Below are 20,441 nucleotides of genomic sequence, written 5' to 3'. Positions count from 1 at the left end.
TGGAAGTTTATTATAGAAAATCAGAAAAATGTAAATAATAGGACAGGATAATTCGATACTTAAAGATTGGTGGCAATACCAGTGACATGAGAATTTTCCCACCTCCAGCAATACTATTCCGGCCTTTTTAACCTGTTTTCTAATTCGGATTAATTAATGCCTTCATCCAATAGTTTATGCAGGTCGATAATCCCGAGATACTTCCCGTTTTCCGTTACCACGAGTTGCCCGATATTGTTATCCTTTAAAATCTGCATTGCTTCTTTTGCCAAAGCTGTTTTTTCAACGGTTTTCGGGTTGGCGGACATAATATCTTTGGCCAGGACTTGTGAAATATCGTCGCCTTTCAACAACATCCTTCTCAGGTCGCCGTCGGTAATAACCCCGATGATTTCATCCTGATCGGTAACTACGGTAATCCCATGTCTGGAACTGCTGATGGAGATAATGACGTCTTTTACAGTAGCATTTTCCGTAACCTGAGGCTTTTGCGAGGAAAGAAAGTCATCCACTTTGGAGATTAGATTTTTCCCGAGACTGCCTCCCGGATGGAATTTGGCAAAATCGTTGGCTTTAAAATCATTCATTTCCATTAAGGCAATAGCCAGGGCATCGCCCAGGGCCATCTGAAGTGTTGTCGAACTGGTAGGGGCGAGTTTGTTGGGGCAGGCTTCCATATCAACATGCGTATCCAGGATGATGTCCGAAAATTCGGCAAGCCTGCTGGATCTGTTTCCTGTCATGCCGATCAGAGCCGAAGAATAATCTTTCAGGTACGGAACAAGGTTTACAATCTCAGGCGAATTCCCGGAATTGGAAATGCAGAGCACCACATCCTGCTTCTGGATTACCCCCAGATCTCCGTGGATGGCTTCTGAAGCATGTAAAAACTGGGAAGGTGTTCCGGTGGAATTTAGGGTAGCAACAATTTTATTTCCTACGTGCGCAGATTTTCCGATACCTACTACGATCAGTTTTCCGTTTGCCGAGTGAATCGCTTTAACGGCTTTTACAAAATCATCATCAAGTCGGGCGGCTAGTTTTTCAAGTTCGGCAATTTCTATTTCCAGGGTAGTTTTTGCTATTGAAATAATATCGGCTTTTTCCATTATACTCTTATCGGATATACATAAACACTCTTAAAAAACGTTATATTTTTAAAAGGATATTTAATATAAATTTTAATTTTTATAAATTCGTTCGCTTTTATTTTAAGCGAAAAATTCATAACTTTGGATTAGATGCAAATTTAGCAATAGAAAATTAGATGAGCGCAAAAAAAGCCAATTTATCAGGCGAACTGAAAAAATATTTCGGGTTTTCCACTTTCAAGGGCCAGCAGGAGCAGATTATAGAAAACCTTATGAATGGAAAGGACATATTTGTTCTCATGCCAACCGGTGGTGGCAAGTCCTTATGTTACCAGCTTCCGGCACTTATTTCGGAAGGTACGGCCATTGTGGTATCGCCCCTTATCGCATTGATGAAGAACCAGGTAGATGCGGTGAATGGTCTTTCATCTGATGACGGGGTTGCCCATGTTTTAAATTCATCACTAAACAAAACCCAGACCAAACAGGTTTTCGACGACATAAAAAAAGGCAAGACCAAACTGCTGTATGTGGCTCCGGAATCGCTGATCAAGGAAGAATACCTTGATTTTCTGAAAGATGTGAAAATATCGTTTGTTGCCATCGATGAGGCACACTGTATTTCAGAATGGGGACACGATTTCAGACCGGAATACAGGAATCTGAAATCCATTATCGATAAAATTGCCGATGTTCCCGTGATTGCATTAACGGCTACCGCGACGCCTAAGGTACAGGATGACATCCAGAAAACATTGGGAATGACAAACGCTCTTGTCTTTAAGGAAAGCTTTAACAGGCCGAATCTCTATTATGAAGTACAGCCTAAAGTTAATGTAGATAGGGAAATCGTAAAATTTATCAGTCAGAATAAAGGAAAGTCGGGGATTGTATATTGCCTGAGCCGCCGGAAAGTAGAAGAATTTGCGCAGCTCCTGCAGGTTAACGGCATTAATGCACTGCCTTATCACGCCGGTCTCGACCAGAAAATCAGAGTGGCGAACCAGGATAAATTTTTGATGGAAGACGTGGACGTTATTGTTGCCACCATCGCTTTCGGGATGGGAATCGATAAGCCGGACGTGCGTTTCGTCATCCATTACGACTTCCCAAAATCGCTGGAAAGCTATTATCAGGAAACCGGACGTGCAGGACGTGACGGCGGAGAAGGCCATTGCATAGCCTATTACGATCCGAAAGACATTGAAAAACTGGAGAAATTCCTTGCCCAGAAGCCTGTTTCCGAACGTGAAATCGGACTGCAGTTATTAAATGAAGTAGTGGGTTATGCCGAAACTTCCATGAGCCGAAGACAGTATATCCTTTATTATTTCGGGGAAAATTTCGATCCGGTAAATGGCGACGGCGCTAAAATGTGCGACAATTCCTCTAATCCACCGAAGCTGAAAGAGGCGACGGATGATCTTAAGAAAGTCCTTGAACTCATCAGGGACACCGGCGAAAAATTCAAGTCGAAGGATCTGATTACCGTGATTGCCGGAAAAGAAACGGCTGTTACAAAATCATATAAGCTGGATCAGAGTCTATACTTCGGCTTTGGGAAAGAAGAAAAAGACAACCACTGGAAAACGGTGTTGCGGCAGGCAACGGTTCAGAATTTTTTACTGAAAGACATAGAAACCTACGGTGTTTTAAAGATTTCGGAAAAAGGAAGACTGGTACTGGACGGCAAGCTGGAACATTCCTTCATGATCGCGGAAGACCGGGAATTCGACTTAACGCAGACGAAAGCGGAAAGTGATCAGGTGCAGATGCAGTCCGGCGGCGGGCTCGACCAGAATCTTTTCAGTCAGCTGAAAGAATTACGGAAAAAAGTAGCCAAGAAGCATGGCATTCCGCCTTACACCGTATTCATGGATCCGAGTCTCGAAGACATGACGGTCCAGTATCCGGTGAAAGTGGAAGAGATTGCCAAAATCTATGGCGTAGGTGAAGGCAAGGCTAAAAAATACGGGAAAGAATTCGCCGATTTTATCAGCAAATATGTTGAAGAAAACAACATCGAACGTACCCAGGATATGGTGCTGAAGCAGGTGGCCAACAAATCCAGCCACAAGGTGTTTATTATCCAGAGTACCGATAAAAAGATTGACCTGGAAGATATTGCAAGAGCCAAAAACCTCTCGATGGATGAGCTGCTGAAAGAAATGGAACGTATCGTTTACCAGGGAACCAAGCTAAATATCGACTATTACATCGAGGATAATTTTGACGAAGATATAGTAGACGGTTTTATGGAATTTATGAACGAATCCGAAAGCGACAGCATGAAGGTTCTTCTGGACGAATTCGGGGATGAACTTTCCGATGAAGAGGTAAGGATGCTGAGGATAAAATTCATCAGTGATGTTGCTAACTAAAATGATACTCGACACTAACGAAATAATTAAAAAAGAAATTCTTCCCCGGAAGAGTTTCTTTTTTAATACAACGGAGAAGCTCAGAATTGTATTTTCCCTTTTTTATCTGGCAGTTTCTTTTTTCCTTTTATTGAATAGCAAAAAACTGGATTTTTTTATGTTTCAGATTATAGCGGTCATCATGTTCTGCTCAGCTTTATACATTACTTTTTTTAGATGGATCTTAAAATACTTTAAAGTAATGAATAATTGTTACCTGATTACAAACCAAAGAATTATTATTGCTAATAAGACAAAAGATAAGATTATTAAATATAAGGAACTGAATGAAATAGATGAAATCAACGCAGAAATGAGCGGCAGTTTTTTCGGCAATATCATATTTGGGGAACCTGAGGGTGTTTTCGGTAGAAGTGATGAGCCGTTCTCCTTTTTTAACCGATCAGGAATGAGTTTTAAAGAAGACGAGTATGCTTTCCTGAGTGTGGAAAATATTAATGAAATTATTCCGGTTTTTGAGGAACTCGGTTTGAAGGTTACCAAAACTTTTTACTAATTTTACAGGGATGAAAAAGATCTCTGTCATATTTATCCTGCCGGATCTGGAGACCGGCGGCGCGGAAAGGATTATCACTACGATTGCAAACCACCTTTCACGGGACCGGTTTGAGCCTAAGATTTTGCTTTTGCGCAAACAGGGCGGTTACCTGAATTTCCTGAAAGAAGATGTAGAGATTATTGATGTCAATACCGAAAGGATCAGGCACTCCCTGAAGCCCATCCTGGCAGAAATTTACCGGAGGAAACCGGATATCGTATTCTCTGGGTTCGGTGAAGTCAACGCCTATTTATCTTTATTTATCAGGCTTTTCCCGAAGACAAAATTCATTGCCCGGGAAACCAATGTAGTCACGCAGCACGTGACGCGGAAGGAGATAAAATTTTTCTATAATTTTTATAATAATTACCACAGGATCATTGCCCAGAGTGATGATATGCTGAATGATCTTACCAAAAATTTCAGGATTAAACGGAAGAAAGTCATCAAGATCAACAATCCGGTTGACTTTGATTTCATCGGAGAAAGGCTTAAACATTCCCAAAAGCCGGAAAGTTTTAAATACAATTATAAAAACGTCGTCGCGATCGGAAATTTATCTGCACGCAAAGGCTTCGATAACCTTTTGAAAGTATTTTCCAGGCTAAAAAACGAAAATGTGATGCTTCATATTCTGGGTGACGGGCAGGACCGTGATCTGCTGCAGCAGATGAAGGCTTTCTTAGGACTCGAAAATGTTATTTTTCACGGGCGGCAGGAAAATCCCTACCGGTTTCTGAAACATGCAGACCTGTTCGTTCTTTCGTCAAGATATGAAGGTTTTCCGAATGTGCTGCTTGAGGCAGGAGCCTGTGGAACCTATTCTTTGGCCAACAACTGTCCCGGAGGAATCAACGAAATCATTCAGGAAGATATCAACGGGGAAATTTCCGATATTGAAAACCATGAGGATTTTGCCCAAAAGATCATGAGTATTTTACACGAAACCCATGATCCGGAAGCTATTGAAAGTTCGGTTAAATCCAGGTTTTCAAAAAATATTATTCTCGATCAGTATGAGAAAATTCTGCTGGACCTTGTAAAATAAGATAACGGTTGTTTGCCGGATGGAAGTCTAAATCCTTATTTTTGGCCGTTCAATTTATTTAAATTTAATTTTCATTCATGATTAAAATGCAGAAATTGGGATGTGCCTGTGAAAAGCCAACCGCATCCTATACTGAATTCAGAACTTCAGCATTGGGCATTGACGAAACCCACGGAAAGAATGCGGAAGTAAGCATTCAGCAATGCAAGCTTTGCCAAAGGATATGGATACGTTATGCTTTTAATACAGACGTTACTCCAGAATCCGGTAAATGGTACAAAGGAATGGTTTCCAAGAAAGACCGCCCGCAGATTACCCCCGAAAATACATTGGAATATCTTGAAAGCCTTGAATGGTATGTGTACGGTGGCGAATTTTTTGGAAATACGACAGTATTTGGCGTTGGGGAAATTGATTTGGATTGATTTATTGGAGTACGCTAGAAGAGGGAAGCTGGATGCCGGAAGTTTTGTAGCAGCATTATTCGTTAAGAGTTTTACATATGAGCTAATATTGGATTCATCCCTTTATAATATGAAATGCAGTGAATAAATTTGACGAATTGAAACGTAACCGGTTTATAAAGAAATTAAGGTCAAATGCTATTGCTATTGTTACAGGTCAGATCGAAATACATTCAGCATACTTTAAAATGAATTATCTTCTGGGCAGAATCAACGAAATTAAAGTATTTGAAGAGATTGATTTAAGTATTTTTGAAACCTGCTACAACGAGATCCAGTCTCATCCGATCGGGGATGAAAGAAAACTCTGCAATAAATAGTTTTTGGATAAACTTGATTCAAAGTTGAAGCGCATTGATGAAAAATATTTAAATATCCTTACTGAATAATGCAGCGAGATCATTGAGACTTTTAAAGATATCAAATATTTTTGTTGATTTTTTATAGAGGCGCCCCCGTTTTTAAAACTTGATAAAACTCACTTGGGGGTATGGCAATTAATCGTTAAATTTGTAAGAACTAAAGAGATAATAAATAAACAAATTCATAAATAACATGAGTCAATTCGATGTTACCGTAATCGGTTCCGGTCCTGGTGGTTATGTTGCTGCAATCCGTGCCGCGCAATTAGGTTTCACAACAGCAATTATTGAAAAATACCCGACTTTGGGAGGAACATGTCTTAACGTGGGATGTATTCCGTCGAAAGCGCTTTTGGACAGCTCCGAGCATTTTGAAAATGCCAAGCACAATTTCGCGGGTCACGGAATCATCATCAACGAGCCTCAGGCCGACATTGCCAGAATGATCGAGCGTAAAAACGAGGTAATCAAACAGAATACGGATGGGATCAGCTACCTGATGAACAAAAACAAAATCACTGTTTTTGAAGGCGTGGGAAGCTTCGAATCTGCCAACCAGATCAAAGTAACGAAAAACGACGGTTCTACGGAAACGATCGAATCCAAATATACCATCATCGCTACCGGCTCCAAGCCGTCGTCTTTGCCTTTCATCTCAATCGATAAGGAAAGGGTGATTACTTCTACGGAAGCTTTAAACCTGAAGGAAATTCCTAAACACCTGGTCGTGATCGGTGGAGGCGTAATCGGTCTTGAATTAGGTTCCGTTTACTTAAGATTAGGTGCTCAGGTGACCGTAGTGGAGTTTATGGATAAAATTATTCCTGGAATGGATGGTGCTTTGAGCAAAGAACTAACGAAAGTTCTTAAGAAACAAGGTATGAAGTTCATGCTTTCTACAGCAGTTTCTGCGGTAGAGAGAAACGGGGATACCGTAAAAATTACAGCCAAAGATAAAAAAGGAGAAGAAGTAGTAGTAGAAGGCGACTATTGTCTTGTTTCCGTGGGTAGAAGACCCTTCACAGACGGACTTGCCCTTGAAAAAGCAGGGGTGGAACTTGACGAAAGAGGAAGAGTAAAGGTAAACGATCATCTTCAGACCAATGTGGCTAATATTTACGCCATCGGAGACGTAATCAAAGGGGCAATGCTGGCTCACAAAGCGGAAGAAGAAGGGGTATTCGTTGCTGAAACTCTGGCCGGACAGAAACCTCACATCAATTATAACCTGATTCCTGGGGTAGTGTATACATGGCCGGAAGTTGCGGGAGTAGGTAAAACCGAAGAGCAGCTCAAGGAAGAAGGCGTTGCTTACAAAGTAGGTTCTTTCCCGATGAGAGCTTTGGGAAGAAGCCGTGCAAGTGGTGATGTAGACGGATTGGTGAAAATCATCGCTGATGAAAAAACCGATGAGGTTTTAGGAATGCACATTGTAGGAGCAAGAGCGGCCGACCTTATCGCAGAAGGGGTAATTGCTATGGAATTCCGGGCAAGTGCGGAAGACATCTCCAGAAGCTCACACGCACACCCGACGTATGCGGAAGCCATTAAGGAAGCAGCGTTGGATGCTACGGCAAAAAGACCGATTCATATGTAATATCTGGTCTACAGGTAATCATTTAAAAATATTGTAAATTAGGAGAGGCTTTGGCCTCTCTTTTTCATAAAGGAGAATTGATAAAGCAAAACAGAATATGAAAAATATTATCATCGGAATCATTCTTCTGGCGGGATTCTATGTATCGGCACAGGAAGCAGGAAAAGCAGGAGAACTTTTGAAAAATGAAGCATCTGTTTCTGAACTGGGATCCTCAGATTCAAAAGCCAGGCTTCAGAACAATAACAATGATAAAAACAGGAGCAATAACAATAACACAGGGCTCAGAAACCAGAATACCGACGGTTTAAGAATTAAGAACCCAAACTACCAGTGGAATCCCGATTACGGATATTCGGAGGTTTTTCTCAGAATTCCGGAACAGGGATTTTTCAGCGTAGAGGTAGGTGACCAATATATGTCTAACAATTCCGGGAAGTACCGGTTTTTTGATCTACCGGCAGGAAGCATTCCGGTTTCCATTTACGAGAGCGGCTATCTCGTCTACAGAACCACTTTGAATGTACAGAACAACAGCAGGCTGGTCCTGGATTTCTTCACTTCAGAAGGTTTGTATCTGCTCGATAATTATCCTGTACCAAACCAGTCGTACGGTTTCAACAGCTGGAATGACGTCTGGAATAATCCCTACGGAAGTCAGGGCGATATGGACACCGCTGCGAATTACCCGAATGTCATGGACAATCAGGATTTTCAACGGTTTTTTTCAACCATGAAAGAAGAAGCTTGGTTTGATGATAAAAAGATAGCCTTTATAAAAGCGCAGGGCCGCCACGCTATGTTTACCTCAAAACAAATCAGCATGTTTGTAAAAGATTTAAGTTTTGACAAAAATAAAATTGCATTGGCCAAATTGCTTTTTCCGAAGTGCGTAGATAAGCATCGATATTTTATAGTAGGCGATGCCCTGGATTTTGAAAGCAGCAGGAAGGAACTGATGGATTATATCTCTCACCTGTAATTCTTTTTCATCTCAAACTTAAAAAGATGCGGAATTTATTTTTCTTTCTATCGGTTTTTATTTTCGGCTTGGCTTATGGCCAGGATGTTACAGCCATCCGGAAAACCGTGGAACAGATCAACAGAACCGGAAATTATACGGTAAAAACAGTTCCCAATGAATATTTTGTTGAGAAAGGCCAGATCACGGACAATGGCAGCGAACTTAAAGGGTTTTATCATAACGGAGAACTTAAAAAATTGGAATATTCGGTAAGTGTATCAGCCTGGAAATATCTGACGGAATATTTTTTCGACCGCGGCCAGCCGGTTTTTGTCCATTTTAAAAAATATAGAATTTCAGGTGAGCAGGGATTTCTCAAGCAACCGGTGCTGATGTCGGAAGAAAGGTATTATTACCTGAGCGGAAAGCTTGTTAAAGCTACCGGTGTATCAGAAAAAGAGAAAGAAAAAAAGAATCATCTGAAAGAGGCTGCTGCGCTGAAAAAAGATTTGGAAGATTATCAATAGGTGGAAATCGGCAATTTCCGTACCTTTGTCGACTAATTTATCATCCATGCAAATCGGAAAAACCCAGACTTTAAAAATTTCAGATAAAAACAACTCAGGATGGATCCTTTCGGACGAATCCGGTGAAAAAGCTTTCCTTCCCAAAATTTTCATTCAGGATGAAAAAGAAGAAGGAGATGACATGGAAGTTTTCGTATACCAGGACGATGGAAAATTAAAGGCGACAACCGAAATTCCGCTGGCTGAAGTGGATGAGTTTGCGGTAATGAGCTGTGTTCAGAGCCTGCCGAGCGGTGCCTTTATGGATTGGGGGATTATCAAAGACCTTTTTATTCCGTATAAGCAGCAGAAAACAAAAATCATTGAAGGCAAAAGGTATCTGGTGCATATCTACATTGATGAAGATCTCGGACTGATCACCGGAACCACGAAATTTAAAAGGAATCCGCAATACCAGGATCTGCCGTTTCAGAAAGGCGATAAAGTAGAGCTGATCATGATGAATGAAAGCGAACTGGGCTGGAATGTGGTCATCAATAAAAAATACATCGGGTTGATCTATGCTTCCGATGTTTTCAAAAAATTGTATCCTCTATCCGAAGAAACTGGCTACATCAAAGCCATCCGGGAAGACGGTAAAATCGATGTATCCCTGCAGCCGGAAGGATTTGAAAACATCGATGAATTCAAAAAGAAAATCTTAGACAGGCTGGAAGAAAATTACGGATTGCTTCATTTATCCGATAAATCTTCACCGGAAGAGATTAAGGATGAGGTACAGATGAGCAAAAAGAATTTCAAGAAAGCCATCGGAGGACTTTATAAAGATAAGATCATCGATATCCTTGACGATAAAATTCGTTTACTCTAAATAAAAAACGAGCGGAAATTTCCGCTCGTTTTTCTTTTGTATTATTCTCTGTTCTTAATCAGCAGCCAGCCGGTGTATATTCTGCCATCCGATACTTTTATCGTATACCAGTAATTTCCTGTCGGGACCTGGCTTCCATTCAGTTTACCGCCCCATACCAATGGTTTTTTGGAAATGGTTTCTTTGAAAACCGGAAGTCCTCGACGGTCATAAACATTGACTTCGGTCCCCTGATAATTTTCCAGTCCGGCAATTTTCCACTGATCATTGAAGCCGTCTCCGTTCGGAGTAAACGTATTCGGGATATTGAAAATGGAAAACGGTTTCTGGCCGATGATACAGCCGCCTTTTGTCCTTACATAAACCATATATTCACCGATCTTTAAATTCGTGAAAACATTGGAATCCTGCCAACTGAAATTATCCAGGGAATATTCAAAATTTCCTGTTGCGGAAAGAATTACCGTTGCGGAATTGTTGCTTACGTTCACCGATACGATTTCCGGCAAAACGGTGTAACTTACCTGAATGTTATCCGTATTCTGGCAGCCGAAACTGTTTGTTACCGTTACGGAATAATTTCCGGGTGTGGAAACAGCAATCGTCTGTGTCGTTGCCCCGTTGCTCCATACATAAGATGTAAAACCGATTCCGGCGTCAAGCGTTACGGTTTTTCCTTTACAGAAATCGATCTTTTCAGGAAGGTTAAATTCCGGTTTCGGGTTCAAAGCTAAGTTTAACCTCACGATTTTAAAACATCCGTCAGGTGTGGAAACTTTTACGTGGATGACCGTAGATCCTACATTCAGCAGATAGTTCGCCGGATTGTTAATCGGGTTCCCCAAATTATCCGTATACGTGAAGATATAACTTCCCGGATTAACGATAATACTGGACTGATAAGAGGTTAAATTAATGCTCATTGAATTTCCTGTGGTGCTGTTACACAAAGTAACGGAATAGTCATTGGCCGGGACATTATTTGTGGAAAGGGTTGCCATAACGGCCAGTTTTTCGGATTCGCAGCTGTTCAGGGTCTGGGTTACAAAATAAGTTGTTCCGTCAACAAGCGGAGTCGTTAACGGCAAAAGGTTTCCGGCTGCATCGTAAAACTTCAGGGAAGTTCCTGTAACCACAAGGCTCGATAAAGTCGGAACGGCAGAAATACAGAAATCCTGAACTGAATTTCCTGTCGGTTTCGGCGTATTATTTACGGTTACCTGAATTGCAATTTTATTGCTCTCGCAGCCGTTGATGGTTTGGGAAGCAAAGTAAGTCTGTCCGTTAACCAAAGGTGTAGTTCCGGCTAAAAGAATTCCCGCTGCATCATACCATTTGATGCCCTGTCCGGTAATCTGGATATCGGAAAGGATAGGATGAAGGCTTGCACAGAAGGTTTGCTGGGTATTGGCTGTAGCAGGAAGCGCAGGTGCCGTCACGGTTACACTCTGGTTCTGCGCCGAAGTATTACCGTTTCCGTCATTGTATGTCCAATGGATCACGTAGGTTCCCGGCAAAGAATAGGAGAGCGGATCCGTTGTAGTCGCCGTTACCGTTCCGGCACAGTTATCCGTTGCTGTCGGAATATTTGAAACTACGGTGTGGCAGTCTCCGGTGATGTTGGGAAGGATGGCTAAAGTTGGAACAGGTGCTATCGTATCACCTACCGTTACATTTACCGTAAAACTTCCGTCACAGTTTCCGGTTCCCGATACCTGGCAGGTATAAATTCCGGAATTAACGGCCGTTGCATTAGGGATTACAGGATTTTGAAGAGTGGAAGTAAATCCGTTGGGTCCGGTCCAGTTGTACACTGCACCACCTGAAGCATTCAGTTGCAAAGTAGAATTAATGCAGACCGGGGAGTTAGAGGATACCATTGCCGAAGAGGTACAATCTCTAAATTTAGCAATAAACGCATCATGATTTCCGGCTCCGCCGCCCTGTTGCTGGAATGTTCCCGGAGTTGCAATACCGGTCGTATTCAAACCGGAAAATCCTGTCAGATAAATACCGCCTTCATAATCTGTTGTCGCTTCCCCCTGTTGTGTTGCGGCATTCCCGGTATAATAGGTACCCCATTCCTTAACATCATTTTGATTATATTTAATTAAAAAAGTAGAAGTATACATCGGAGGTATTCCCATATAGGCTCCCGGTGTAGAAATGTCCGGTTGCCCGTTGGAGTGCAGCCCTGTAAAAAATACATTTCCGGAACCATCGGGATATGCCAGTAACTGAGGTTCTCCGTTAAAATTGAAATAATTTTTTGTCATGACATGGGTGGATAAATTTACCCTCCATATTCCGGGCTGGCCTGTCGGAAAAGCTATGGTTGAATATCTTCCCGGAAGGATAAGCGTATTATTTACAATTCTGCCCTTAAGGACGAATTCATGTCCTGAATTTCCGAAGTAGCTGGATTTCAGGATCGTATTTCCGGATTTCGATAATCTTATGTAAATTCCGTCGGAACCGCCTCCTTTTATTGGCTGAAAAGCATTAACCATTGGAATGTTTTCCGATTGTGTTGCTCCGATAATTTCCAGGTGATCGGAAGAAGACATGATCTGAAAGACGGAAGTAGAGCCATCACTTCGCCCAAAATAGGTGGCCCAGTTTACATTACCTGTGAGGGCATTGAGCGACGCAAGAATACCGTCGGTATATCCCATAGGGGTACTTTTCAAAGGCTGCATTGCATTTACAGTGGGGAAATCCGAACTAAAGGCATCTCCTCCCATAAATACCTCATTTTGGTTGTAGGAAATTGTATAAAGTTTATCGTTTCTGCTGGAAACAAATTCCTTCTCAAACATCAGGGCTCCACTACTGTTAAATTTTACAACCATTATATCCGTATTATTAAATCCTCTTTCAACAGTTCCTCCTGCATAAATGTTAAAATTTTCATCAAAATCAATATCATTAAACATATCCGTCATATTGGAGCCGTAGTAAGAACCCCATATTTTCTGACCGTTTTTCGTTATTTTCATCAGATAAGCATCAAGCCCGCCAGCTACATTTTGCTGGTAGGTTCCGGAAGTTGCAAAATTGGTGGAGCTGCTGGTACATCCGAAGATATATAAAGTGTTTTGCAAATCTGCTTTTGCTCTTCCGTAATCATCTCCGTACCCTGCGATATAACTGCCCCAAACCCGTGTCGGCACAGGATCAATAACTATTTTTCGGTTGGAAGTTTCAACAGGAGCATTAAATCCGAAAACCTGATCTCCCAGATCTTTAAATAAAACCTCAATGTATTCTTTTCTGTTTCCTTCCATCCAGCTGTTCGGGATATTTTCATATAAATCTCCGAAACGCACTTTCATAAGCAGCCTTTTATCCTTTACCGAGGTTTTCGCACCATTGAACTTCATTTTTATATCAGAAATTTTTCCTCCGGGATTGATAATGAAATTATATTCAATAGGTTTAAGCGTATCTTTTGGTTTAAAAAATACGAGGTCAATATTAGGATAAATATTTTTGTAAGTAATTTTCTGGTATCGATGAACGGATGTTACACCTTTCGGTTTATTAGGAATGTTGTAATAGTTGCTGTAATCCTGAGATTTACCTTCAGAGACGATGGAAGCATTTTTATTTGAATTCAACAACTCAATATCGATCCTGTGAAAGTGATTTTCGTATAAAAATTCATCCTCCGAAAACATCCGTTTGTCAATAAACCGGTCTTTTTTTAAGCTTTGCGAATTCGGATTCGGTGTTTTTTTCGTTTCGTAAATATCATAAGAAAATCCCGAATTCCGGAGTTGAACATTAAGGCCGGCTGAGTGAAAAAGATATTTTACATCCGGATTTGGTTTTCCCTCCTGATCAACTATCTGACCTTTATTCTCATAAAAGAAATAATCATTGCTTCCGGGATATTTTTTCTGTGAAAAAATAGAAATATAAAAGAAAATTGTCAATAGAAATAAAAGTTTTCGCATCGGTTACTAAATTTCCGGCAAAGATATAAAAATGCATTACACCTAAAGAATTAACAAATCTTAATCTGTACCGTATCTTAAAAATATGATGCATATCATAATAAATCTATTAATAATTTTGTTTAACAATTTTGTCAAAAATAAAATTTGATTTAGTTTTGCCTCACAAATTTGTTTAACAATAATGTCAAATCAAGCAAAAAAAGACCAAACACAGGAATTAATCAAAGACACCGCAAAGAATTTATTCTTTGTGAAGGGTAAGTTTGATGCCACAACACAGGAAATTGCCGATGAAGCTGGAGTTAACAGAACACTGATCAATTACTATTTCCGTTCCCGGGATAACCTGATTCAGATCATTTTCAATGAAGCACAGAAAGTAGAACATGAAAAATCAGAGATCATCATGAATTCAGATTTGCCCTTCAAGGAAAAGATTGCCCAGTTCATTGAAGGCAGTTTGTCGACAAGCCTGCAGTATCCGTACCTGGAAACCTATATTGTTTCGCAGATTAACAAAGGGAACTGTCAGAAAAAAGATATTGAGAAAGAGGAGCTGAGGAAACTGTATAAAGATATCGAAGCGGAAATGGAACTGGGAAATATCGAGACGATGAAACCCATCCAGTTTCTCCTGAACATGATCTCATTATTGGTTTTCCCAAGTGCGGTAAGGCCGTTGCTGATGGAGAATCTGATGATTGATGAAGTGGAATTCGATAAAATCATTTCCGAAAGAAAAGAAATTATCCTGAATATGCTTTTTAAAAATTAATAAAAAAGTTAAAGTATTTTAACACATGATTCGTCCTTTAGAAATAAAATCACTGAAAAGAATAACATATTAAAATAATAAACGAAGTATAATATTATGAAAAGTAAACGTATAACTGCAAACAAGCTGAAAGTAGGAATAGCGGCTGCATTTATGATGTTCGGTTTTTCATTGGCGTCTGCCCAGCAGCAGGTTTCCCTTCAGGAAGCCATTAAGCAGGCACTCCAGAATAAAGCGGAAGCCAAAAAAGCCGCTTTACAGATCACAAAAGCCGAATATAAAATTGATGAAGCCAGAGCGGGCGCGTTGCCGCAGATCCATGCTACAGCCGGGCTTACCTACAATCCCGTGATTCAGGAATCGCTTCTTGAATTTGGTGGGCAGAGAATCCGGGCCCAGCTGGGACAGCCCTGGAGTTCCACCGCTTCCGTACAGCTTCAGCAGGCCATCTTTGATCAAAGGGTGTTTACCGGGCTTAAGGCAGCGAAATCCACCCGAGAATTCTATGTTCTGAATGCCCAGCTTACCAATGAGCAGATCATCGAAAATGTAGCAACGGCCTACTACCAGGTATTTGTTCAGGAAGAAAACCTGAAAACCGTCGAAGCCAGCTACGAAAATACCGAAAGGGTAAGAAATGTCATCAAAAGCCTTGTGGATAATGGCTTGGCTAAATCCATCGATCTGGACCGAACCAACGTTCAGCTGACGAATATCGGATCGAACAGGCAAACGCTGAGGAATTCGGTGGAACTGTCTAAGAATGCCCTGAAATTCTACATGGGTGTTCCTATCAGTACCGATATCGAACTGGAAGAAAAGACCATCGAGCCAAGACCGGAGCTTATTGCCAGTAATGTAAACCTGGACGATCGTACCGAAGTAAAAGTGCTGAACAAAAACAGAGAACTTCTGGTATACAATAAAAAGGCAACCGAAGCTTATAAATATCCAACGGTAAACCTCGTGGCCAATTACGGCTGGGGAGCAACGGGGTCGAAATTCCCTTTGACCAATGGTATTAACAACGGCGTACTGTGGAGTGATTTCTCTGCCATCGGATTAAATATTAACATTCCGATCTTTACGGGAGGAGCAACCAAAGCAAAAATCAATCAGGCTGAAATCGACATTCAGGATCTGGACCAGGATATTCAGAATACCCAGTTAAGTTTAAGCCTGGATTACAGAAATGCCATTACGAACATGGAAAATGCCCTGATTAACATCGAAAGTACCAAAGACAACATGGGATTGGCGGAAAGGGTTCAGAAAAATACCCAATCCAACTACCAGTACGGTCTGGCAACTTTAACCGAAGTATTGGATGCTGATAATGCCCTTACCCAGGCCAAGCAGAATTATGCCAACGCCCTGCTGGACTACAAACAGGCGGAAATCAAATTAATTAAGGCAAAAGGAGAGTTGAATACATTACAAAACCCATAATAAACTATGAAAAAAACTTTAATATATATCATCGTGGCAGCGGTACTGGTAGGTTTAGCAGCCTATAAGATCGCTAGCAATAAAGAAAAGCAGACTCAGGAGGTAAAAGAAGTAGCCAAGCAGGTAGATAAGATCAATGTAAATGTGGTATCAGTTTCCAGAGAAAACATCAATACCGATTATTCGGCCAACGGAACCTTTATCCCGAAACAGCAGTCCAACCAATCTTCTGAAATTTCCGGAAGAATAGTAAACGTTTTGGTAAAGGAAGGATCGAGAGTAGGGGCAGGACAGGTTTTAGCGACCATTAAAAAAGATGCCATCGAAGTAGATGTTACCCAGGCGCAGAACAATTTGCAGAATGCCATTATCGATAACCAGCGTTATGAAAACGCCTTCAAAACAGGAGGGGTAACGAAGCAGCAGCTGGATAACTCAAGACTTCAGCTGAAAAATGCACAGGCGGCTGTCCGTGCACAGGGAGTAAGGGTAAATGATACCAGCGTGCGTGCCGGAATTAGCGGGACCATCAACAAGAAAATGGTGGAACCGGGAATGGTTGTGGCTCCGGGAACAGCTTTATTTGAAATCGTAAATATCAATTCTCTGAAGCTTTCTGTTCTGGTGGATGAAAGCCAGATCGGTAAGATACAGCTTGGCCAGGAAGTCCCGATTAAAGTCAATGTATTGCCGGACGAATCTTTCGTCGGAAGAATTACCTTCATTGCACCAAAAAGTGATGCATCTTTAAATTTCCCGGTGGAGATCGAAGTGCAGAACAGAGGAAACCTGAAAGCAGGGATGTATGCTACCGCTACTTTCAAAACCAACAATGGTGCGGAAACCCAGAATATGCTGACAGTACCTGCGGAAGCTTTCGTGAACGGGGTAAGCTCAGGACAGCTGTTTGTGGTTCAGAACGGTGTCGCCAGACTGATCAAAGTAACCGTAGGAAAAGTATACGGCGACAAAGTTCAGGTACTGAGCGGACTGAACGGAGGCGAGCAGGTAGTAACCAGCGGACAGATCAACTTAGACAACGGATCTAAAGTGAATATCATAAAGTAGGAATAAGCGATGAAGTTAGCAGAAATATCCATTAAAAGACCATCCCTCGTGATCGTACTCTTTACGATCCTTACGCTGGGAGGGATCTTAAGTTACTCCATGATGGGGTATGAATTGATTCCGAAGTTTGAAACCAATATGGTAACCATTTCCACAGTGTATCCGGGAGCTTCGCCCGCTGAGGTGGAAACATCCGTCACCCGTAAGATTGAGGATGCCGTAGGATCTTTGGAAAACGTAAAGAAAGTAGAATCTTCTTCTTATGAAAGTTTATCCGTTATCATGGTGCAGCTGAACGACGGAGCCGATGTAGATTATGCATTGAATGACGCCCAGCGAAAGGTGAACGCCATTCTGGCAGACCTTCCGGATGATGTAGACGCACCGTCCCTGAATAAATTCTCCCTGGATGATTTACCGATCATCACCATGAGTATTTCTTCGGATAAATTGAACAATAAAGACCTGTATGACCTTTTAGATAAAAAGATTGAGCCGATCTTCTCCCGTGTGAACGGTGTTGCAAAGGTGGATCTTGTGGGCGGGCAGGAAAGAGAGATCCAGGTGAATCTGGACGATAAAAAGCTGCAGGGATACGGCCTTTCAATTGCCGATGTACAGAATGCCATTCTTTCTTCAAACCTTGATTTCCCAACAGGAAGCATTAAGACAAGAACATCCAAATCGACCATCCGTTTATCCGGAAAATACAGATCGATCGATGAAATGAACAACCTGGTGGTTTCCAACAAAAACGGTGCACAGGTACGTTTGTCGGATATCGCAACCGTATTCGATTCTCAGAAAGATGTGGAGAAAGTAGCGCGGTTCAACCAGTTTCCGACGATCCTGATGCAGGTAAAGAAACAATCCGATGCCAATGCGGTAGCGGTTTCCGAAAGTGTTCAGAAAACCATTAAAACCGTAGAAGAAGCTTATAAAGTTCAGGGCGTGAAAGTGAAAGTCGTTAACGATACCACCGATTTTACCCTAGAATCTGCCAACCACGTAATCTTTGATTTATTCTTAGCGATTATCCTGGTGGCGATTGTCATGCTATTGTTCCTTCACAGCATCAGAAACGCATTCATCGTAATGATTTCCATTCCGGCTTCATTGGTGGCTACCTTTATCGGGATGAACCTGATGGGGTATACCTTAAACCTGATGAGCTTACTGGGGCTGTCGCTTGTGGTGGGGATCCTGGTGGATGATGCCATCGTGGTGCTTGAAAACATTTACCGTCACATGGAAATGGGGAAAAGCAAGATCCGGGCGGCTTACGACGGAGCTTCGGAGATCGGGTTTACCGTAGCAGCGATTACCTTGGTAATTGTAGTGGTATTCCTTCCGATTGCAATGAGTTCAGGTCTTGTGGCGAATATCCTGGCGCAGTTCTGTGTCACGGTAGTTATCGCAACGATGTTGTCCTTATTGGCTTCATTTACCATTATCCCATGGCTATCTTCGAGATTTGGGAAGCTGGAACATTTAACAGGTAAAAACTGGTTCCAGAAATTCATCCTGTGGTTTGAAAGCATGATCGATAAATTCACACACTGGATTACCGGAATTCTGGAATGGTGTTTAAAAACAACTTTGAGAAGGGTAATGACGGTGGTAATTACATTCATTGTGCTTATCGCTTCCTTTATGCTGGTGGCCTTCGGATTTATCGGAGGGGAGTTCTTCCCTAAAACTGACCGTGGTCAGTTCCTCGTACAGATGGAATTATCGAAAGATGCAACGATTGAGAAAACCAACCAGCTGACCCTGGATGTAGAGAAATATTTAAGAAACGACAAAGATGTAGTGGATCTGATCACCACGGTAGGGCAGCAGTCTACCGGTTTCGGTGGGGCGCAGGCTACCACGTACCAGTCGGAAGTTCAGGTAAATTTAACGGATAAATCCGAACGTTCGGAAAGTACCGACATCAAAGCGGCGAAAGTAAAAAGAGCTTTGGAAGAGAAATTTACCGGAGTGGAATTCAAAACAGCACCGATCGGGATTATGGGAGCGGAAAATGCGCCGATAGAATTGGTGGTAACCGCACCGGATAACGCAACGGCCGTAAAAGAAGCTACCCGTATTTTGGAATTGCTTAAAAAAGTTCCGGGAGCCGTAGATGCGGAACTCTCCACAGATACCGGAAATCCGGAAGTCCAGGTGAATATCGACCGTGATAAAATGGCTTCTTTAGGTTTAAACCTTTCGAGTGTAGGACAGACGATGCAGACTGCATTCAACGGGAATACCGACGGGAAGTTCAGAGCCGGAGAATATGAATACGACATCAACATCCGTTTCGGAGATGCGAACAGACAGTCGATCGATGATGTGAAGAACCTGATGTTCACCAATCCTCAGGGACAGCAGATCAGATTAAGTCAGTTTGCCGATGTAAAAATGGGTTCAGGACCGAGTTTGCTGGAACGTAGGGATAAATCGCCTTCCGTAAAAGTAAGAGCGAAAGCCGTAGGAAGACCTGTGGGTGACGTAGCCAACGAATGGGCCGCGCAGTTTATGGATAAACCTACAAAACCTGTGGGTGTGGATTACATCTGGAGCGGAGATATGGAAAACCAGCAGGAAGGTTTCGGTACGTTGGGAATTGCCTTACTGGCAGCAATCGTACTTGTATACCTGGTAATGGTTTCCCTCTATGACAGTTTCGTGTATCCGTTCGTGGTATTGTTCTCCATTCCGCTGGCGATGATCGGGGTAATGCTGATCCTGGCCCTAACCGGAAATTCCCTGAACATCTTTACTATGCTCGGGATGATCATGCTGATCGGTCTCGTAGCGAAGAACGCGATCCTGATCGTCGATTTTACTAATGCGAGAAAAGCGGCAGGTTCCAATACCCACGACGCATTGATTCAGGCCAACCATGCCCGTCTGCGTCCGATCCTGATGACCACGATCGCAATGATCTTCGGGATGCTTCCGATCGCATTGGCTACAGGAGCCGGAGCCGAAATGAACAAAGGTCTCGCATGGGTAGTTATCGGAGGTCTTACCTCATCGCTATTCCTTACGCTGATCATCGTGCCGGTGGTGTACTCTTTATTCGATTCCATTTTGAGAAGAATGGGCAAGCATGAAAAAGTAGACTACGAAGCCGAAATGAAAGCCGACTACGAGCACAGAGAGCTGAGCGATGACGGATTTACCCCGAAACATCTGGACTAATCATCAATCAATATAACATTAACCTAAAGCGTGTCAGCAATGATACGCTTTTTTATTTTATTACATTGATGAAATATAAGGCCAGGAAG

Annotated in this window: 15 protein-coding genes; 13 read left to right on the top strand and 2 right to left on the bottom strand. The window is 42.0% G+C overall.

From position 1 onward, the window contains the following. Positions 1-149 precede the first annotated feature (149 nt). Positions 150-1,109, bottom strand: coding sequence for an SIS domain-containing protein (locus ACED20_RS15055; RefSeq protein ID WP_294201621.1), 960 nt, complete (start codon positions 1,107-1,109; stop codon positions 150-152). Positions 1,110-1,267: 158 nt separating this feature from the next. On the opposite strand from ACED20_RS15055, the gene recQ reads away from it, so the two are divergent. The 9 genes from recQ to ACED20_RS15010 all read left to right on the top strand — a co-directional run bounded on the left by recQ (position 1,268) and on the right by ACED20_RS15010 (position 9,903). Beyond that, a complete protein-coding gene (gene recQ / locus ACED20_RS15050) occupies positions 1,268-3,472 on the top strand; it encodes a DNA helicase RecQ (protein WP_294201620.1) in 2,205 nt (734 codons plus the stop codon). 241 nt (positions 3,473-3,713) lie between these two features. After that, positions 3,714-4,028, top strand: coding sequence for a hypothetical protein (locus tag ACED20_RS15045; protein WP_294323974.1), 315 nt, complete (start codon positions 3,714-3,716; stop codon positions 4,026-4,028). A gap of 10 nt (positions 4,029-4,038) precedes the next feature. Then, positions 4,039-5,118: a glycosyltransferase gene (locus ACED20_RS15040; protein WP_378105486.1), complete on the top strand. Its 1,080-nt coding sequence runs from the start codon at positions 4,039-4,041 to the stop codon at positions 5,116-5,118. Between the two features lie 77 nt (positions 5,119-5,195). Then, the gene (locus ACED20_RS15035; protein WP_378105483.1) at positions 5,196-5,543 is read left to right on the top strand and encodes a hypothetical protein; all 348 of its coding nucleotides are present in this window, start codon (positions 5,196-5,198) and stop codon (positions 5,541-5,543) included. A 119-nt stretch (positions 5,544-5,662) separates the two neighbouring features. Beyond that, positions 5,663-5,902: a hypothetical protein gene (locus tag ACED20_RS15030; protein ID WP_294201611.1), complete on the top strand. Its 240-nt coding sequence runs from the start codon at positions 5,663-5,665 to the stop codon at positions 5,900-5,902. Between the two features lie 235 nt (positions 5,903-6,137). Further along, on the top strand, positions 6,138-7,541 hold the full coding sequence (gene lpdA, locus ACED20_RS15025) for a dihydrolipoyl dehydrogenase (protein WP_378105479.1): 1,404 nt from the start codon (positions 6,138-6,140) through the stop codon (positions 7,539-7,541). A 97-nt stretch (positions 7,542-7,638) separates the two neighbouring features. After that, positions 7,639-8,523, top strand: a complete 885-nt coding sequence (locus tag ACED20_RS15020) for a DUF4476 domain-containing protein (protein WP_378105476.1) — start codon at positions 7,639-7,641, stop codon at positions 8,521-8,523. A 26-nt stretch (positions 8,524-8,549) separates the two neighbouring features. Next, complete coding sequence (locus tag ACED20_RS15015) at positions 8,550-9,032, top strand: hypothetical protein (protein ID WP_294292953.1); 483 nt, start codon at positions 8,550-8,552, stop codon at positions 9,030-9,032. A gap of 46 nt (positions 9,033-9,078) precedes the next feature. Continuing rightward, positions 9,079-9,903, top strand: coding sequence for a S1 RNA-binding domain-containing protein (locus tag ACED20_RS15010; RefSeq protein WP_378105472.1), 825 nt, complete (start codon positions 9,079-9,081; stop codon positions 9,901-9,903). A 41-nt stretch (positions 9,904-9,944) separates the two neighbouring features. Here the strand turns inward: ACED20_RS15010 and ACED20_RS15005 are convergent, their stop codons facing one another. Further along, positions 9,945-13,862, bottom strand: coding sequence for a T9SS type B sorting domain-containing protein (locus tag ACED20_RS15005; protein WP_378105470.1), 3,918 nt, complete (start codon positions 13,860-13,862; stop codon positions 9,945-9,947). Between the two features lie 184 nt (positions 13,863-14,046). Between ACED20_RS15005 and ACED20_RS15000 the strand changes: the two genes are divergently transcribed. The 4 genes from ACED20_RS15000 (at position 14,047) to ACED20_RS14985 (ending at position 20,352) form a co-directional block, all read left to right on the top strand. Beyond that, positions 14,047-14,640, top strand: coding sequence for a TetR/AcrR family transcriptional regulator (locus ACED20_RS15000; RefSeq protein ID WP_378105468.1), 594 nt, complete (start codon positions 14,047-14,049; stop codon positions 14,638-14,640). Between the two features lie 96 nt (positions 14,641-14,736). Further along, on the top strand, positions 14,737-16,089 hold the full coding sequence (locus tag ACED20_RS14995; RefSeq protein ID WP_294240760.1) for a TolC family protein: 1,353 nt from the start codon (positions 14,737-14,739) through the stop codon (positions 16,087-16,089). Between the two features lie 6 nt (positions 16,090-16,095). After that, on the top strand, positions 16,096-17,157 hold the full coding sequence (locus ACED20_RS14990) for an efflux RND transporter periplasmic adaptor subunit (RefSeq protein WP_294231216.1): 1,062 nt from the start codon (positions 16,096-16,098) through the stop codon (positions 17,155-17,157). Between the two features lie 9 nt (positions 17,158-17,166). After that, positions 17,167-20,352, top strand: a complete 3,186-nt coding sequence (locus tag ACED20_RS14985) for an efflux RND transporter permease subunit (RefSeq protein WP_294231214.1) — start codon at positions 17,167-17,169, stop codon at positions 20,350-20,352. Positions 20,353-20,441 lie beyond the last annotated feature (89 nt).

The sequence above is a fragment of the Chryseobacterium sp. sg2396 genome, from assembly GCF_042610505.1.
Taxonomy (GTDB): Bacteria; Bacteroidota; Bacteroidia; order Flavobacteriales; family Weeksellaceae; genus Chryseobacterium.
This window is presented reverse-complemented; position numbering and strand designations above follow the sequence as displayed.

Excerpts from the sequence above, each read along its gene's own strand:
- ACED20_RS15055 (WP_294201621.1), bottom strand. The coding sequence starts at position 1,109 with ATGGAAAAAGCCGATATTATTTCAATAGCAAAAACTACCCTGGAAATA.
- recQ (WP_294201620.1), top strand. The coding sequence starts at position 1,268 with ATGAGCGCAAAAAAAGCCAATTTATCAGGCGAACTGAAAAAATATTTC.
- ACED20_RS15045 (WP_294323974.1), top strand. The coding sequence starts at position 3,714 with ATGAATAATTGTTACCTGATTACAAACCAAAGAATTATTATTGCTAAT.
- ACED20_RS15040 (WP_378105486.1), top strand. The coding sequence starts at position 4,039 with ATGAAAAAGATCTCTGTCATATTTATCCTGCCGGATCTGGAGACCGGC.
- ACED20_RS15035 (WP_378105483.1), top strand. The coding sequence starts at position 5,196 with ATGATTAAAATGCAGAAATTGGGATGTGCCTGTGAAAAGCCAACCGCA.
- lpdA (WP_378105479.1), top strand. The coding sequence starts at position 6,138 with ATGAGTCAATTCGATGTTACCGTAATCGGTTCCGGTCCTGGTGGTTAT.
- ACED20_RS15020 (WP_378105476.1), top strand. The coding sequence starts at position 7,639 with ATGAAAAATATTATCATCGGAATCATTCTTCTGGCGGGATTCTATGTA.
- ACED20_RS15015 (WP_294292953.1), top strand. The coding sequence starts at position 8,550 with ATGCGGAATTTATTTTTCTTTCTATCGGTTTTTATTTTCGGCTTGGCT.
- ACED20_RS15010 (WP_378105472.1), top strand. The coding sequence starts at position 9,079 with ATGCAAATCGGAAAAACCCAGACTTTAAAAATTTCAGATAAAAACAAC.
- ACED20_RS15005 (WP_378105470.1), bottom strand. The coding sequence starts at position 13,862 with ATGCGAAAACTTTTATTTCTATTGACAATTTTCTTTTATATTTCTATT.
- ACED20_RS15000 (WP_378105468.1), top strand. The coding sequence starts at position 14,047 with ATGTCAAATCAAGCAAAAAAAGACCAAACACAGGAATTAATCAAAGAC.
- ACED20_RS14995 (WP_294240760.1), top strand. The coding sequence starts at position 14,737 with ATGAAAAGTAAACGTATAACTGCAAACAAGCTGAAAGTAGGAATAGCG.
- ACED20_RS14990 (WP_294231216.1), top strand. The coding sequence starts at position 16,096 with ATGAAAAAAACTTTAATATATATCATCGTGGCAGCGGTACTGGTAGGT.
- ACED20_RS14985 (WP_294231214.1), top strand. The coding sequence starts at position 17,167 with ATGAAGTTAGCAGAAATATCCATTAAAAGACCATCCCTCGTGATCGTA.